General features: G+C 64.3%; 14 protein-coding genes. 7 read left to right on the top strand and 7 right to left on the bottom strand.

Annotated elements, in window-relative coordinates; genetic code table 11:
- Positions 1–60 precede the first annotated feature (60 nt).
- From ABE493_RS15130 to ABE493_RS15110, 5 genes are all read right to left on the bottom strand, one after another.
- Positions 61–621 (bottom strand): nucleoside deaminase, encoded by a 561-nt coding sequence (locus tag ABE493_RS15130; protein ID WP_062169154.1) that lies wholly within the window; start codon positions 619–621, stop codon positions 61–63.
- Positions 622–924: 303 nt separating this feature from the next.
- Positions 925–3,201 carry a TonB-dependent receptor gene (locus tag ABE493_RS15125; protein ID WP_346499724.1) on the bottom strand — a complete coding sequence of 759 codons (2,277 nt, stop codon included), beginning with the start codon at positions 3,199–3,201 and terminating at the stop codon, positions 925–927.
- Between the two features lie 252 nt (positions 3,202–3,453).
- Complete coding sequence (gene phbB, locus ABE493_RS15120) at positions 3,454–4,194, bottom strand: acetoacetyl-CoA reductase (RefSeq protein ID WP_346499723.1); 741 nt, start codon at positions 4,192–4,194, stop codon at positions 3,454–3,456.
- A 31-nt stretch (positions 4,195–4,225) separates the two neighbouring features.
- Complete coding sequence (locus ABE493_RS15115; RefSeq protein WP_346499751.1) at positions 4,226–5,554, bottom strand: CitMHS family transporter; 1,329 nt, start codon at positions 5,552–5,554, stop codon at positions 4,226–4,228.
- A 42-nt stretch (positions 5,555–5,596) separates the two neighbouring features.
- Positions 5,597–6,772 (bottom strand): OprO/OprP family phosphate-selective porin, encoded by a 1,176-nt coding sequence (locus ABE493_RS15110; RefSeq protein ID WP_430980794.1) that lies wholly within the window; start codon positions 6,770–6,772, stop codon positions 5,597–5,599.
- A gap of 191 nt (positions 6,773–6,963) precedes the next feature.
- On the opposite strand from ABE493_RS15110, the gene ABE493_RS15105 reads away from it, so the two are divergent.
- Genes ABE493_RS15105 through ABE493_RS15095 form a run of 3 tightly spaced genes read left to right on the top strand, consistent with a single transcriptional unit; the run spans position 6,964 to position 10,080 of the window.
- Positions 6,964–7,653: a response regulator transcription factor gene (locus tag ABE493_RS15105; RefSeq protein ID WP_346499721.1), complete on the top strand. Its 690-nt coding sequence runs from the start codon at positions 6,964–6,966 to the stop codon at positions 7,651–7,653.
- On the top strand, positions 7,628–9,025 hold the full coding sequence (locus tag ABE493_RS15100; RefSeq protein WP_346499720.1) for a sensor histidine kinase: 1,398 nt from the start codon (positions 7,628–7,630) through the stop codon (positions 9,023–9,025). Before ABE493_RS15105 ends, ABE493_RS15100 begins: the two co-directional genes overlap by 26 nt.
- On the top strand, positions 9,022–10,080 hold the full coding sequence (locus tag ABE493_RS15095) for an ABC transporter substrate-binding protein (protein WP_346499719.1): 1,059 nt from the start codon (positions 9,022–9,024) through the stop codon (positions 10,078–10,080). The genes ABE493_RS15100 and ABE493_RS15095 overlap by 4 nt, the downstream gene beginning before the upstream one ends.
- A 146-nt stretch (positions 10,081–10,226) precedes the next feature.
- Here ABE493_RS15095 and ABE493_RS15090 read toward each other — a convergent pair whose 3' ends face one another.
- Positions 10,227–10,643: a hypothetical protein gene (locus ABE493_RS15090; protein ID WP_346499718.1), complete on the bottom strand. Its 417-nt coding sequence runs from the start codon at positions 10,641–10,643 to the stop codon at positions 10,227–10,229.
- A 95-nt stretch (positions 10,644–10,738) separates the two neighbouring features.
- Positions 10,739–12,487: a glutamine--tRNA ligase/YqeY domain fusion protein gene (locus tag ABE493_RS15085; protein ID WP_346499717.1), complete on the bottom strand. Its 1,749-nt coding sequence runs from the start codon at positions 12,485–12,487 to the stop codon at positions 10,739–10,741.
- A gap of 102 nt (positions 12,488–12,589) precedes the next feature.
- Here ABE493_RS15085 and ABE493_RS15080 point away from each other — a divergent pair, with 102 nt between their 5' ends.
- Genes ABE493_RS15080 through ABE493_RS15065 form a run of 4 tightly spaced genes read left to right on the top strand, consistent with a single transcriptional unit; the run spans position 12,590 to position 14,732 of the window.
- On the top strand, positions 12,590–13,258 hold the full coding sequence (locus tag ABE493_RS15080; protein WP_346499716.1) for a glutathione S-transferase family protein: 669 nt from the start codon (positions 12,590–12,592) through the stop codon (positions 13,256–13,258).
- A gap of 12 nt (positions 13,259–13,270) precedes the next feature.
- A complete protein-coding gene (locus tag ABE493_RS15075; protein ID WP_346499715.1) occupies positions 13,271–13,537 on the top strand; it encodes a DUF2007 domain-containing protein in 267 nt (88 codons plus the stop codon).
- A gap of 31 nt (positions 13,538–13,568) precedes the next feature.
- On the top strand, positions 13,569–14,219 hold the full coding sequence (msrA, locus tag ABE493_RS15070) for a peptide-methionine (S)-S-oxide reductase MsrA (RefSeq protein ID WP_346499750.1): 651 nt from the start codon (positions 13,569–13,571) through the stop codon (positions 14,217–14,219).
- Positions 14,220–14,222: 3 nt separating this feature from the next.
- The gene (locus ABE493_RS15065; RefSeq protein ID WP_346499714.1) at positions 14,223–14,732 is read left to right on the top strand and encodes a flavodoxin family protein; all 510 of its coding nucleotides are present in this window, start codon (positions 14,223–14,225) and stop codon (positions 14,730–14,732) included.
- The last annotated feature ends 33 nt before the right edge of the window (positions 14,733–14,765 follow it).

The following is a 14,765-nucleotide window of genomic DNA, read 5'->3' as shown; positions in this document are numbered from 1 at the left end:
CATGCGGCCTGCCGGACCCTCACCCCAACCCCTCTCCCGGAGGAAGAGGGGCTTTGAGAATCAGTAGCGTGCGCCGTCGTTCTTGCCGTAGCTGTGCAGCACCGCGCGGGCGTCGTCGCGGTTGATGCCTTGTACGACTTCGATGCCGCGCTTGTTCAGCTCACCGGCCCAGTCTGCCGGCAGCGGGCCTTCGTCGAACGGGGTGAGTTCTTCCACGTCGGCGGCGCTGGCGCCGATCAACAGGCGGTCGATACCGGCCCAGACGGTGGCACCGTAGCACTGGCAGCAGGGCTGCGAGGAGGTGGCCAGGGTGATCGGCGACAGCAGCGCGTTCAAACGCGGGGTGTTGAGCTTCTGCTGGGCCAGCATGTAGGCCATGTTCTCGGCGTGCGCCAGCGAGGTGGCATGCGGCACAACGCGGTTGACGGCGGCGGCGATCACCTTGTGATCCGGGCCGAATACCACCGCGCCGAACGGGCCGCCGCTGGCGTGTTCAACGTTCAGGCGCGACAGCTCGATGGCCAACGCCACCTTGTCCGCATCGCTGGTATAGGCGCGGTCGGCATCGACGGCGTCGTGGATCCAGACGGGGAGGGTGAGGTGAACCTGGGCGTGCAGCATGATGATGACCGGCGTTGTGACAAAAAACGGCGGTCAGTTTAGCGGACTGGGGCGCTGTGGCGGGTTTGCTGGCTGGGCTTGTTCAGGTGTGGGGATTGGCCGCGCACGCTGAATTCAACCGGAGCCGCGCTCAGCCCCTCCCCTTTGGCGAAGCCAAGGGAAGGATTGGCCCCCTCCCTTTGGCGTGAGCCAAGGGGAGGGCTGGGGAGGGGGTGGGCTTTTGTTGTGACTTTTAGGGGGCGGCGCGAGAAGCACCCCTCCCCAACCCTCCCCTTCGCTGCGCGAAAGGGAGGGGGCAAAGGCTTAAAACTCCGCACCCACGGTCATGAAGATCTGCCGTGGCGCACTGGCGTGGATCGAATAGCGGGTGCCGTTGGGGTCGGTGGGGGCGAACGAGCTCAGCTGGCCGGCATAGCGTTTGTTGGTCAAGTTGGTCACGTTCAAGGACACCTTGACGTTCTGCAGGCCCAGTCCGGGGCCGAAGCTATAGCCGCCGCCGGCATCGAAGGTGGTCACCCCGGGCACCGACTGGTCGTTGGTATAGGTGTAGTAGCGCTTGCCGGTGTACTTGCCGCGCAGGCTGGCAAACCAGCCATCGCGGTTCCAGCTCAGCTCGCTGGACGCCATGCGTTGTGGCGTGTCGACGGTGATCTTGCCGGCCACCGGAACGATGGCACCACCGGAGGTGTAATCGTCCTCATAGGTGGTCTTGTTCCAGGACAGCGCGTTGTACCACTGCAGGCCCTCCACCGGTTTGAGGATGAAGGTCAGTTCCGCACCCTGGCTTTTCACCGAGCCGACGTTGATGAAACGAGTGATGCACTCCGGGCGGGTGCCGACTTCAATGCTGGTGCACGGGTTGAGCGAGAGCAGGCGGTTGTCGAATATCACGTGGTACGCCGCCAGCGAGGCCTGGTACTTGTCGCCGAACGTGCGGAAGCCGGCTTCAAAGGTCTTGGACTTCTCCGGCTCCAGACCCGCGCTTGCGGCAAAGGACTCGGGCGAAACCTGCAGCGGGCCGCCGCTGCCACCACCGACGAAGGCGGCGATGTTTTCCGCATACGAGGCAAACAGCTCATTGTTGGCATTGAGCTTGAAGCCGACGCCGAGCTGCGGCAGCAGCGACTCCTTGGCGGTCAGCGTGCCGGAAGCGAATTTCTGCTCGGTGCCGGGCTTGGCGGTTGCGCGCATGCGCGTATTCGGGCTCTTGATGCCGATGTCCACGGTCAGGCGCTGATCGAGGAAGCGCATGCGGTCCTGCACGTAGAACTGACGCGTGCGAATGTCGAAGTCCTGGTCGAACAGGCGACGATCCGGATTCTTCAGATAGGTGTCGTCTAGGAAGGGGCCGTCGATGTAGTAGAAGTTGCGCTCGACGTTGTGGTCGTTCTGCTCGAACCACAACCCGGCTTCCAATTCGTGGATGCCGACGTTCCAGGACAACGCAGCGGTCAGGCCCTGCCGATCGATGGTGTAGTTGGTGCTGCGGATGGAAATGGGCAGCATCTTGTCGGTGCCCGGATGCGACGCCTGGCCCGGTGCCCACCAATGGCCCTGGCCCCGGTTGTCGTGGTGATAGGCCAGCAGCTTCAGGTTGAGTTCGTCACCGAGATGCAGGTTGGCATCGAGCGAATACAGGTTGTCATCGCGCAGCGCACGGCTCTGGTAGTAGGCGTCGTCGATGCTGTTGACGCCGCCGCTGAAGGCGCAGCGATCCGCATCGAATGTACCGGGCGCGCAATACGCCGCCGCTACCGCACGGTCCCAATCCGGCGCGTAGATGTTCCAGTCGTAGCCCAGACCACGCTGCAGCATGCTCTTGGACAGATAGGCGTAATTGGCCTGGCTGACGCGCGAAGTGGCGACGAAGGCGCCGATGCGATGATCGCCGATGTTCCAGATCGCCTTGGCGTTGAACTGGCGCGTGGTCTGGTTCTGGTGCGGTGCTGCCCACATGTCGGCATCCTGATGCACGCCGGACACATAGGCGGCAAAGCCGTTCAGGTCGCCCGTGTCCACGCGCAGATAGCCGCGACGCTGGTTGTCATCGCCGACGGTGACGCTGGCGCGGCCGCCGAACACGCTGGATGGGTCCTGCGAGAAGTACTGAATTGCCCCGCCCAGGTTGCTGGTCGAGGCCACGCCCAGCGAGCCGATGCCCTGCGACAACTCGGCACCGCCCAGGTTCTCGGCGATGAGGGCGCGTGCAATGCTCAGGCCGTTGTAGTTGCCATAGCTGTTGTCGCCCAGCGGAATACCATCGAGCGTATAGCCCAGGCGGGTCTTGTCGAAGCCGCGCAGGCTGATGGTCTGCGATTCTTCGTTGGCGCCGAAGGCATCATTGGACTGCACCGAGACGCCGGGCAGACGATCAAGAATCTTCTGGCCGCTGCTGCCCGGCGGCAACACCTGCTTGTCGACTTCGCCGATGCGTTGCACCTGCCGGGTCTGGCCCTGGCCGATCACCGAGATGGCGTCCAGTGTCTGGGCAGTGCTTTCTGCGTTGGCATCTGCTTCGGCGAAGGCCTGGCTGCTGCACAGGGCGAGGGTGATGGCGAAGCTGAGGCGTTGGACGTTCATTGTCTACCGGATCCATGGAAAGGCCGGCGTGTGCGCCGGTCCAGCAAGGGTGTCCGATGATTGTTAAAGCTGGTTTACGCAGCGGCGCATCCATGCGCTTGTGCAGCACCGCGCTGACCTTGCAGTGCCGAAAGTGCGACACGGTCGAGCGTTCTGGCGTACGGACGTCATCAATCTACGGCTGCACTGCGCCTAAAAAAACAAACGCCGCGACAAGCGCGGCGTTTGCTGTGGCACGCGGCAAACATGGGCTCAGCCCATGTACAAGCCACCGTTGACCGGATAGTCGGCGCCGGTTACATAGGCTGCGTCGTCGCTGGCCAACCACGCACACAGCGATGCCACTTCCTCGGGCTTGCCAAGGCGACGGATGGGAACCGACGCTGCAAGCCTATCCAGCACATCCGGTGGGAAGCTGCTGATCGCCTGGCTGGCGATATAGCCCGGCGAGATGGTGTTGACGGTGACCCCGCGCGCTGCAACCTCTGCCGCCAACGCACGGCTGAAGCCGTGCATCGCGGCCTTGGCTGTTGCGTAATTCACCTGGCCGATCTGGCCCTTCTGCGCGCTGACCGAGCCGATGTTGATGATGCGGCCCCAGTTCTGGTTGGTCATTCCATCAACCACCTGCTTGCTCAGGTTGAACAAGGTGTTGAGGTTGGAGGCGATCACCGCGTTCCAGTCTTCGCAGTTCATCTGCCGGAACAACATGTCGCGGCTGCCGCCGGAGTTGTTGACTAGCACATCCACTTCGCCCACTTCCGCGCGCACTTTTGCGAAAGCAGCGGCGGTGGAGTTCCAATCAGCGGCATTGCCTTCGGACACGATGAAGTCAAAGCCGAGTTCGCGCTGTTCGCGGATCCAGTTGGCCTTGCGCGGCGAGTCCGGTGCGCAACCGGCCACCACGGTGTGGCCGGCGCGGGCCAGGGTCTGGCAGATGGCAGTACCTACACTGCCCATGCCACTGGTGACGTAAGCGATACGTAGCGTCATGTTGCTCTCCAATGCGTCAGGTAGGTACGGATCAGGCGGCCAGCGGATACAGGGCGAACAGCAGGCTGCCGGCCATCAGGATCAGCGAAATCAGTACCGCCCATTTGAGGGTGAACTTCTGGTGGTCAGCAAAATCCACCTTGGCCAGGCCAACCAGCAGATAGGTCGATGGCACCAGCGGGCTCAGCAGATGCACCGGCTGACCGGCCAGTGAGGCGCGTGCCATTTCCACCGGAGTGATGCCGTAGTGACCGGCCGCTTCGGACAGGATCGGCAGTACGCCGAAGTAGAACGCGTCGTTGGACATGAAGAAGGTGAAGGGCATCGATGCCACGGCAGTGATCACCGCCAGATACGGGCCCCAGGCTTCCGGAATCACCGACAGGAAGCCGCGCGACATCGCCTCGACCATGCCGGTGTTGGACAGGATGCCGGTGAAGATGCCCGCAGCGAAGATCAGCGATACCACCGACAACACATTGCCGGCGTGGTTGACCACGCGGCGGCGCTGCTCGGCCAGGTTCGGGTAGTTGATCACCAGCGCGATGGCGAAGCCGACCATGAACAGGATCGGCATCGGCAGCAGACCGATAACCAAGGCTGCCATCAGGATAAGCGTCAGCACAAGGTTGACCCACAGCAGTTTCGGCCGCTTGGTGTCCTCGGCGTCTTCCACCGTCGGCAGCGCATCGCTGTCGTCGGAGACGCTGGCGTCCATCCATGAGCCGCCCTGCGGCAGGGCGACCACGCCCAGGCGACGGCGTTCCTTCATGCCCAGGTACCAGGCCAACGCGAGGATGCCGATGCAGGCCAGCACCATCGCCGGAATCAGCGGCACGAATACATCGGCCGGGTCCACATGCAGGGCAGTGGCCGCACGTGCGGTCGGGCCGCCCCACGGGGTGAGGTTCATCACGCCGCCGGCGAGGATGGTCACGCAGGTCATGCTCAGCGCGTTCATGCCCAGCCGGCGGTACAGCGGCAGCATGGCCGACACGGTGATCATGTAGGTAGTGGAACCGTCGCCATCGAGCGAGATCAGCATCGCCAGCACGGCGGTGCCCATCACGATTTTCAGCGGATCGCCCTTGACGATGCGCAGGATGATGCGCACCAGCGGGTCGAACAGGCCGGCGTCGATCATCACCCCGAAGTAGAGGATGGCGAACATCAGCATCACGCCGGTGGGCGCGATCTTCTTGATGCCGTCCAGCATCATTTCGTCGAGGCCGGCACCAAAGCCGCCGATCAGGGCGAACACGATGGGCACGGTGATCAGGGCGACCAGCGGCGACAGTCGTTTGCTCATGATGAGATACATGAACGTCAGAACCATGCCGAAGCCGAGGATGGTCAGCATCATCTGCAGACTCCTTGAAAGGACAGGATGGGAAAGAGGGGCTTAGAAATCGAACTGCAGGCGGCCGGTTACCGCACCGGTGCGGTCCACCGTGGTATCGGCAAGGCGATTGCGGTTGCGGCTTTCAATCAGGTTGAGCATGAAACGCAGGTTGTCGCGCAGGTACCAGTTGCCGGCCAGGGTCCAGGCCTCGGTGCTGCCGTTGCGCAGGTCGGGCTGACCATCCAGATGCTGGTTGCCGCGCATCTGGTCATAACGCAGGGCAACTTCGAATGCACCGGGCTTGTGGCGGATGTCCTTGATGCGGGCGAAGCGGCCGGTCTTGCGGTCGTAGCTGCGCGATTCGCCAGTGACGAACCAGCTGAGCATGCCGTACGCGGCCATCACCTCGCCGCGCTGCGCGCCGTCATCGAAGGTGGCGCCGCTGAACTCGCCCTGCCATGACAGCGGGCCGCGCACCTGCGCGTATTCCAGCGACCACTTGTTGACGTCGGTGTCGCGACCGGCCGAGAAGTCGACCAGCGTGAGGCGGCTTTCGTCAGAAAGGTGCCCGGCCGGGCGTGGGCGGATGCGCAATGCTGGCACGCCATTCACGCCGGGGTTGTCGTAGGCCTCGCGCGCCAGCGACACGCCCAGGTGGAGTACATCGCCGGCCGCCGGGCTCGGTGCCCAGGTAACGCGGCCACCGGCGGCGCGGCCTTTCACCTGCCAGGCATCGATGCTTTCCAGACTGTAGACGCTGGCCGCCCAGGTCATGTCGCCCGGATTGGCCTGCCAGGAAGCACCCAACCGGTACAGCGGTGCCAGCGTGGTGCCGGCATTGCCGCGCTCCAGGAAGCTGCCGTAGTTGGAGCCGGTGCGGTCGTCCAGCGAGTAGTACTGCTTGAACTGGCCAACGGTCAGCTTGCCGGCATCGCCGAAGCTGCGGCTGACATAGACGTCCTTGGCTTCGGGGCGGTCACCGGAAAAGTCGGCTTCCAGCTTGTAATCCACCACGAAGAATTTGCCTGAGACATCCAGCCAGGCGCGACGGATCTCGGTGTCGTCCTTGTTCGGCGTGCCACGGCCATCATTGTCGAAACTGGCGAAATCCAGATGCAGGCGGCCACCGATCGTGGCGGTGACCGGGCCTTCAGCGTCGGCATCTGCGGCCAGCAGCGGCGCGCTCAGGCACAACAGAACACTGGCGGTGCTGCTGCGCTTCAGGAAAACACTCAAATCCACAAACCCTCCCAGGTGCGCGTCCAACGCGCGGCAAACGTGAGCACCTGCTGGTGCGTGGCCGCAGTCTGGAGGGGACTAGCTGTCATCCGCCTGTCAGTGATTTGTGCGCTGCAGCAATAGGCGCCGGGCCTGCGCCCGTGCAGCTTCCGCGTTAGCATTCGCGCCTTCCCCCACATTCCCCTGCGATGCGCCTGCTGCTGGTTGAAGACAACGTGGATCTGGCTGACGCCATCATTCGACGCATGCGCCGCAACGGCCACGCGGTTGACTGGCAGGCCGACGGCATGGGCGCTGCCAGCGTGCTGCGTTACCAGAGCTTTGACCTGGTGGTGCTGGATATTGGTCTGCCCAAGCTTGATGGCCTGAGGGTGCTGGCCGGCATGCGCGAACGTGGCGACAGCACGCCGGTGCTGATGCTGACCGCCCGCGATGGCATCGAAGACCGCGTGCAGGCGCTGGATGTGGGCGCGGACGACTATCTGGGCAAGCCTTTCGATTTCCGCGAGTTCGAGGCGCGCTGCCGCGTGCTGCTGCGACGGGGGCGTGGTCAGGCCAGCGAAGTGGTGCAGATTGGTGGGTTCCAGTTCGACAACGCCGCGCACCGGGTGAGTCTGGACGGCGAGGTGATCGAGTTGCCGAACCGCGAATTCCGCTTGCTGGAAATTCTGGTCGGGCGGCTCGGTCAGGTTGTCGGCAAGGATGAAATCGGCAAGGGCCTGTTCGGTTTCGATGACGAAGCCGGGCCCAATGCCATCGAGCTCTATATCGGTCGCCTGCGGAAAAAACTGGTGGCCGCACCGCTGCGCGTCAGCACCGTGCGCGGCGTGGGCTACATGCTGGAAGCCAGCGATGGCGGCGCCGATGGCGACGGCTGAGATCCACGCTTCCGGTTCGTTGCGGCGCACCTTGATGCTGTACCTGGGTGCATTGCTGGCGGTGTTCGCGGTGGCTTTGCTGTTCGCTGCCCGCGACTATGGCCAACGTGCAGCCAACCGGTCCTACGATCACCTGTTGCTGTCTTCGGCCTTGTCCATCGCCGATTCGGTAGCGCTGGTCGATGGTCAATGGCAGGTGGATCTGCCGTATGCCGCCCTGGACCTGTTGTCGATGGCGGAGGAGGACCGGGTGTTCTACCGCGTGGCAGATAGTCACGGCGGCACGATCACCGGCTATGAAGATCTGCCGCAGGCGCCGCGCAGGCAGGGCAGCCAGCCACAGTTGTTCGATGCCGATTACAGCGGAGAGAAAGTGCGCTTCGTGGTGGTCAAGCGCAGCTTCGCTGCTGCCTCGGCGCAGGGCGAAGTGCAGGTGCAGGTGGGCCAGACCCGGCGTGCGCGCGCTGCGCTGGCGCAGGAAATGGTCAACCGCGCCCTGATCGCCATCGGCGTGTTGTCGGCCTTGCTGCTGGCCTTGGTGGCCTTCGGTGTACACCGCGCCTTCCGCCCGCTGGTGCGGCTGGAGCGCGAATTGTCGCGGCGCGAGCCGTCCGATCTGAAGCCGCTGGATTCGCGCGTACCGCGTGAGATGAACCAGATGGTCGCCGCCTTGAACCGTTTCATGGAGCGCCTGTCCAGCAGCAACGAAACCCTGCGTGCATTCATGGCCGAAGCCGCGCATCAGATGCGAACGCCACTGGCGGCCCTGCGCGCGCAGGCGCAGTTGGCATTGGATGAAGAAGATCCGGAGGACATGCAGCGCAGCCTGCGCGCGATCGAGCGCAACGCAACGCATATGAGCCGCCTGCTCAACCAGTTGCTCAGCGATGCCAGCGTCATCCACCGTTCCAATCTGCAGCGTTTCGTGCCGCTGGATCTTGCCGAAACCGTGCACCAGGCCCTGCATGAAGCCTTGCCGCAGGCAGGGCCGGCGCCGCGTGTGCAGCTGGCGATCACCACCGGCGCGGTACAGGTCAATGGCGATGCCTTGCTGCTGCGCGAGGCGATCAAGAACCTGATCGACAACGCGATGAAATACGGCGGCGATGGTCCGCTGCAGATCGCCTTGACTGTGCAGGACGCGCAGGCGGTATTGACCATCGCCGACCACGGCCCCGGTATCAGTGCCGCCGATGCCGAGCGCGTGTTCGAGCGCTTTGGGCGCGGCGAGAACGCACCGGCCGGCGGTGCTGGCCTGGGGTTGGCCATCGTCAAACGCGTGGTCGAAAGTCATGGCGGCCGCATCGACCTGAGCAATCGTCCCCAAGGTGGCCTGGTCGCCACCATTTACCTACCGAGGCATGCCGCATGAGCCGCTGCTTGATCCTGCTATGCGGGCTTCTATTGGCCACTGCGGTGAGCGCGGCACCGGGCGATGTACAACGCTTCCCGGCCACCGGCACGGCGACCGCACAGCTGCGCATCCACGGCACCACCGATATCGAAGTGTTCGCGGTGGTTATCGCCGACTATCAGCGGCTGTATCCGGGCACCGAAGTCGTTTACGAAGACATCATCACCCAGGATCTGTACGCGCGCTTCCTGCGTGACCGCAACACTGCAACCGCACCGGATCTGCTGATTTCCAGCGGCATGGACCTGCAGACCAAGCTGGTCAACGATGGCCATGCCCTGTCGCATCGCTCGCCGCAGACCGAGGCGGTGCCGGCGTGGGCGAAATGGCGCAATGAAGCCTTCGGCATCAGCTACGAGCCGGTGGCGATGGTTTACAACACCCGTGCGCTGCCGCCCGCCAAAGTGCCGCACACGCGGCGCCAGCTGCTGGACCTGCTGCGTGCCGAAGGTGCGCCGCTGCGTGGCCGGGTGGGCACCTATGACATCGAGCGCAGCAGCGTTGGCTATCTGCTGGCCACGCAGGATGCGCAGCGCGGCAGCATTGCCGGTGCCTTGCTCGGCGCCCTGGGTGACAACGGCGTGGTGCGCGAAGAACGTACCGGTGTGTTGTTGGACCAGGTCAGCAGCGGCAAGTTGTCTCTGGTCTACAACGTGTTGGGCTCGTATGCGCAGGCGCGCATCGATGCCGGCGCACCCTTGGGCATCGTCGAGCCGGAAGATTACACGCTGGTGGTGTTGCGTACCGCGGTGATACCCCGCAACAGCCCGCATCCGGTCGAGGCCAAACGTTTTCTCGATTACCTGTTGTCGGCGCGCGGCCAGCAGGTGTTGTCGCGCGAAGCGCGGCTGATGCCCATCATCGGCACCGGTGGCAGTGACCGAGAACCGGGCCAGAATCGGCGTCCGATCCAGCTCGGCCCGGGCCTGCTGGTGTATCTGGATGCGCTCAAGCGCCGCCAGTTTCTGGATGCCTGGCGCAGCAGCGTCGAGGCCAAGCCGCGCTCTGATTAGCGCGAAAGTTCAATAACCGCAGTGCATGTAGCCCGGGTAAGCGCAGCGCACCCGGGGCCGGTGACAGACGGTCTGAAAGAGCACCAGATCCTTGTCCCGGGTGCGCTGCGCTTACCCGGGTTACGGTCGGATCGCGTTGAGCGTGCTCAGCGCACTGGTGCAGGGTTCTCCGTCATCGGCTGGCGCAGCGGATTGGACTCGCCGGCTGCCGCGCACTGGCCTTTGACGCAGCTGCAGCTCTGGATTTCGGCAAATCCGCAGACACTCATCATGCCCTTGGCTTGGCAACTGGCTTGGACGCCGGTTGGGTCGGTGGCGCTGTTGACGTTGACGCAGGCCGGGTAATAGCCACAACAGTTGCCAACATTCTTGACCGTGCAATCGGCATCGACCGTGCAGCTGCTGTTGACCACGACGGGCGTGGCGGCAGGTTTGGCGGGGGATGCCTGCTCGGCGACCGGCGCAGGAGGTGTCGGCTGCGAGGTGACCGGCGCGGTGGCGGCGGGGGCCGTACAGGCGGTGAGGGCGAGCAGAAGGCTGAGCAGAAGCGACAGACGGAGCATGGGTCAATCCTGATCTGGGCACGCGGCCATGGTAGCCGCGTAGCCCGTGAGCAGGGGGTTATCGGGCTGTCAGCCGATAACCCCTCCCGTCCTGATCAGGCCGACCAGGTATCGCGCAGGGTCACGCTGCGGTTGAACACCGGCTTGGCCGGGGTGTGGTCGCGGCGGTCGGCGACGAAGTAGCCGGTACGCTCGAACTGGTAGCTCTGCTCCGGCGCGGCGGCAGCGGCAGCCGGTTCGACATAGCCGGTGACGACCTTGCGCGATTCCGGGTTCAGGTAGTCGCGGTAGGTCTTGCCTTCGGACTCATCGTCCGGGTCGGCCACCGAGAACAGGCGGTCGTACAGGCGCACTTCGGCTTCCACCGCGTGCTGGGCGCTGACCCAATGGATGGTGCCCTTGATCTTGCGGTTTGCACCTTCCATGCCCGGGCGCGATTCCGGGTCCAGCCAGCCACGCAGCTCGACAACGTCGCCGGCGTCGTTCTTGACCACTTCGTCAACGCGGGCAATGCCGGCGCCGCGCAGACGCACTTCGCCGCCCGGCACCAGACGCTTCCAGCCCTTGGGCGGCACTTCGGCAAAGTCTTCGCGCTCGATCCACAGCTCACGTGCGAACGGAACCTCGCGGGTGCCGAAGCTCTCGTCCTTCGGGTGATTGCTGAAGGTGAGGGTTTCTTCGTGGCCTTCGGGCAGGTTGGTCAGCACCAGCTTGATCGGGTCGATCACCGCCATGCGGCGGGCAGCGGCGCTGTCCAGGTCTTCGCGCAGCGCGCCTTCCAGCACGCTGAAATCGATCTGCGAGTTCTGCTTGGAAATACCCACGCGCTCGGCGAACAGGCGCATGGCAGCCGGCGTGTAACCACGGCGACGCAGGCCCTGCAGGGTCGGCATGCGCGGGTCTTCCCAGCCATCGACCAGGTTTTCGGTGACCAGCGCCATCAGCTTGCGCTTGCTCATCACCGTGTAATTGATGTTCAAGCGCGAGAACTCGATCTGGCGCGGCTTGGCTGCTTCACGCGGCAGGCCCTTGTCGACCAGCGGCTGGGTCAGCGCGTTGTCGTGGGCGTAGTCGACGTTGTCCACGCACCAGTCGTACAGCGGGCGGTGGTCTTCGAATTCCAGCGTGCACAGCGAGTGGGTGATGCCTTCCAGCGAATCGCCCAGCGCGTGCGCGAAGTCGTACATCGGGTAGATCGGCCAGGCATTGCCGGTGTTCTGGTGCTCGACGTGCTTGATGCGGTACAGCGCCGGATCGCGCAGGTTGATGTTGCCGCTGGCCATGTCGATCTTTGCGCGCACGGTGCGCGCACCGTCGGCGAACTCACCGGCGCGCATGCGTGCGAACAGGTCCAGGTTTTCCTCGACGCTGCGCTCGCGGTACGGCGACGGGCGGCCCGGTTCGGTCAGGCTGCCGCGATAGGCGCGCACTTCCTCGGCCGACAGGTCGCAGACATAGGCTTTGCCGTCGCGGATCAGCTTCTGCGCGGCCAGGTAATAGGCGTCGAAGTAGTCCGAGGCGTGACGCAGCTCGTTCCACTCGAAGCCCAGCCAGCGCACGTCGTCCTGGATGGCCTGCACGTATTCCGGGTCTTCCTTGGCCGGGTTGGTGTCGTCGAAGCGCAGGTTGCAGACACCGCCGAACTCGCCGGCGATGCCGAAGTTCAGGCAGATCGACTTGGCATGGCCGATGTGCAGGTAGCCATTGGGCTCGGGCGGGAAGCGGGTCTTGATGGCCGTGTGCTTGCCGCTGGACAGGTCCTCACGGACGATCTGACGGATGAAATCGCGCTTTTCGGGAGCGTTTTCCGGCGTGGCAGCGACAGCAGGCGTGTTCTCGGACATGGGGGACGCAGTGTATTGAAGTAAACCGCAAGTTTAGCCGAGCCGGGCGTTGGTTGCCGGGACGGAGCTATGCTGGGGTCTGCTGACCGTGGATTCGCCCTGATGAACCGCCCCGTTCTGGTGATAGGCAACAGGAATTACTCGTCCTGGTCGCTACGTCCGTGGCTGCTGCTGCGGCATTTCGGGGTGGCGTTCGACGAAGTACGGCTGGCCCTGGACACGCCGGGCTTTGCCAGCCAGGTGCGGCTGCATTCGCCCACCGGCAAGGTCCCGGCCCTGCGCGACGGGCCGCTGCAGCTGTGGGATTCGCTGGCCATCTGCGAATACGCCAACGAGCGCTGGCTGGGCGGGCGTGGCTGGCCGGCCGACCTGGCACAACGCGCGCTGGCCCGGGCTGCGGCGGCGGAAATGCATTCAGGTTTCACCGCGCTGCGCAGCCAACTGCCGATGAACAGTCGCCGCCAGCCCGATGGCTACCGCTGGGATGCGGCTGCCCAGGCCGATATCGCGCGGATCTGCGCCTTGTGGAACACGCTGCGCAGCGACCACGGTGGAGGCGGGGACTTCCTGTTCGGGCAGTTCGGCATCGTTGATGCGATGTATGCACCGGTAGCGATACGTTTTGCTGGCTATGGCGTCGCGGTCGAGGGCGAAGCCGCGCGCTATATGCAGGCGCTGCTGGCGCTGCCCGCTGTGCGTGAATGGCGCCAGACCGGTGCCGAGGAAAGCGAGCAGCTTGCCGCCACCGATGCGCTGCGCAAGCCGCTGTAAACGGAGAACCCCATGCAATTGATCTACCAGACCAACAACCTGTTCGACGCGCACCTGGTCAAGCATGCGCTGGAGGCCGCCGACATACCGGCCTTCGTATTCGGCGAATCCCTGCTGGGCGCGGGCGGCGAACTGCCGCTGTTCGGCATGCTGCGGGTCTGCGTGCCGGATTCAGCCAAGGCCGAGGCCGAAGACATCGTGGCCGCGCTGGGCTTGGACGAGGGCGCTGATGCCCCCATCTTGGATGACGATGACGCGCCGGGATTCCTCCCGGCCTGAGGAACTGACCATGTTGGGAATCGGCCAAGGTATTTTGGGTATTGGTGCATTCAAGCAGCGCCTGCCGCGCCCGGAAGAAGCATTGCCGGGGCGGGACACGCCGCTGCCGCTGCACAACGTGCATTTCGTCAACGGCCAGTCCTTGCAGGGCGACTTCGCCGGCCTGCAGGTGCTGGATGTGGGCTTGGGCTGTTTCTGGGGCGCCGAGCGCAAGTTCTGGCAGCTGCCGGGCGTGGTTACCACGGCGGTGGGCTACCAGGGCGGCGTCACCCCGAACCCGACGTATGAAGAAGCGTGTTCCGGGCTTACCGGCCACACCGAGGTCGTACGGGTGGTGTTTGACCCTGCACAGGTCACGCTGGAAACCGTGCTGCGCACCTTCTGGGAGAACCACAATCCCACCCAGGGCATGCGCCAGGGCAACGACACCGGCACCCAGTACCGCTCGGCGATCTACTGCCATACGCAGGAACAGTACGACGCTGCGCTTGCCAGCCGTGATGCTTACCAGCAGCAGCTGACCGCATCCGGATTTGGTGAGATCACCACCGAGATCGTGTTCCCGGCACCGCCGTTCTATTACGCCGAGGATTACCACCAGCAGTATCTGGCCAAGAATCCCGGTGGCTACTGCGGCATCGGCGGTACCGGTGTGAGCTGCCCGATCGGCCTGGACGTCTGAGTGATGGCTGCCGCACCGCGCCGTTTGCTGGTGGTGTGGCACAGCTTTACCGGTGCCACTGAAGCGATGGTGGAGGCTTTGTTGAACGGGGCCCGCGCGAGTGCGGGTGATGCGGTGCAGGTGGTTGCGCTGCGTGCTGCGGAGGCGAACGCCGATGATGTTCTGGGAGCCGATGCGGTGGTGTTTGCCACGCCGGAGACATTGGCTTCGATGAGCGGGGCGATGAAGGATTCCTTTGATCGCAGTTATTACCCGCTGCTCGGCCGTTGCGAAGGCAAACCGTATGCGCTGCTGGTGTGTGCCGGCTCGGATGGTCAACCGACGATTGCGCAGTTGCGCAGGGTGGCTTTGGGTTTGCGCTTGAAAGAAGTGGCCGAGCCGCTGCTGGTGTGTACGCAGGCACAGACGGCGGAGGCGATTCTGGCGGCGAAAGCAGTGCCGGAATCTGAGCTGGCAAAAGGCCGGGAGCTGGGCGGGCTGTTAGCAGCAGGGCTGGAGCTGGGGGTCTTTTAAAGCCCCTCTCCCCCCGGGAGAGTGGTTGGGGAG

This window comes from Stenotrophomonas terrae (genome assembly GCF_039674165.1).
GTDB classification, from domain to species: domain Bacteria; phylum Pseudomonadota; class Gammaproteobacteria; order Xanthomonadales; family Xanthomonadaceae; genus Stenotrophomonas; species Stenotrophomonas terrae_A.
This window is presented reverse-complemented; position numbering and strand designations above follow the sequence as displayed.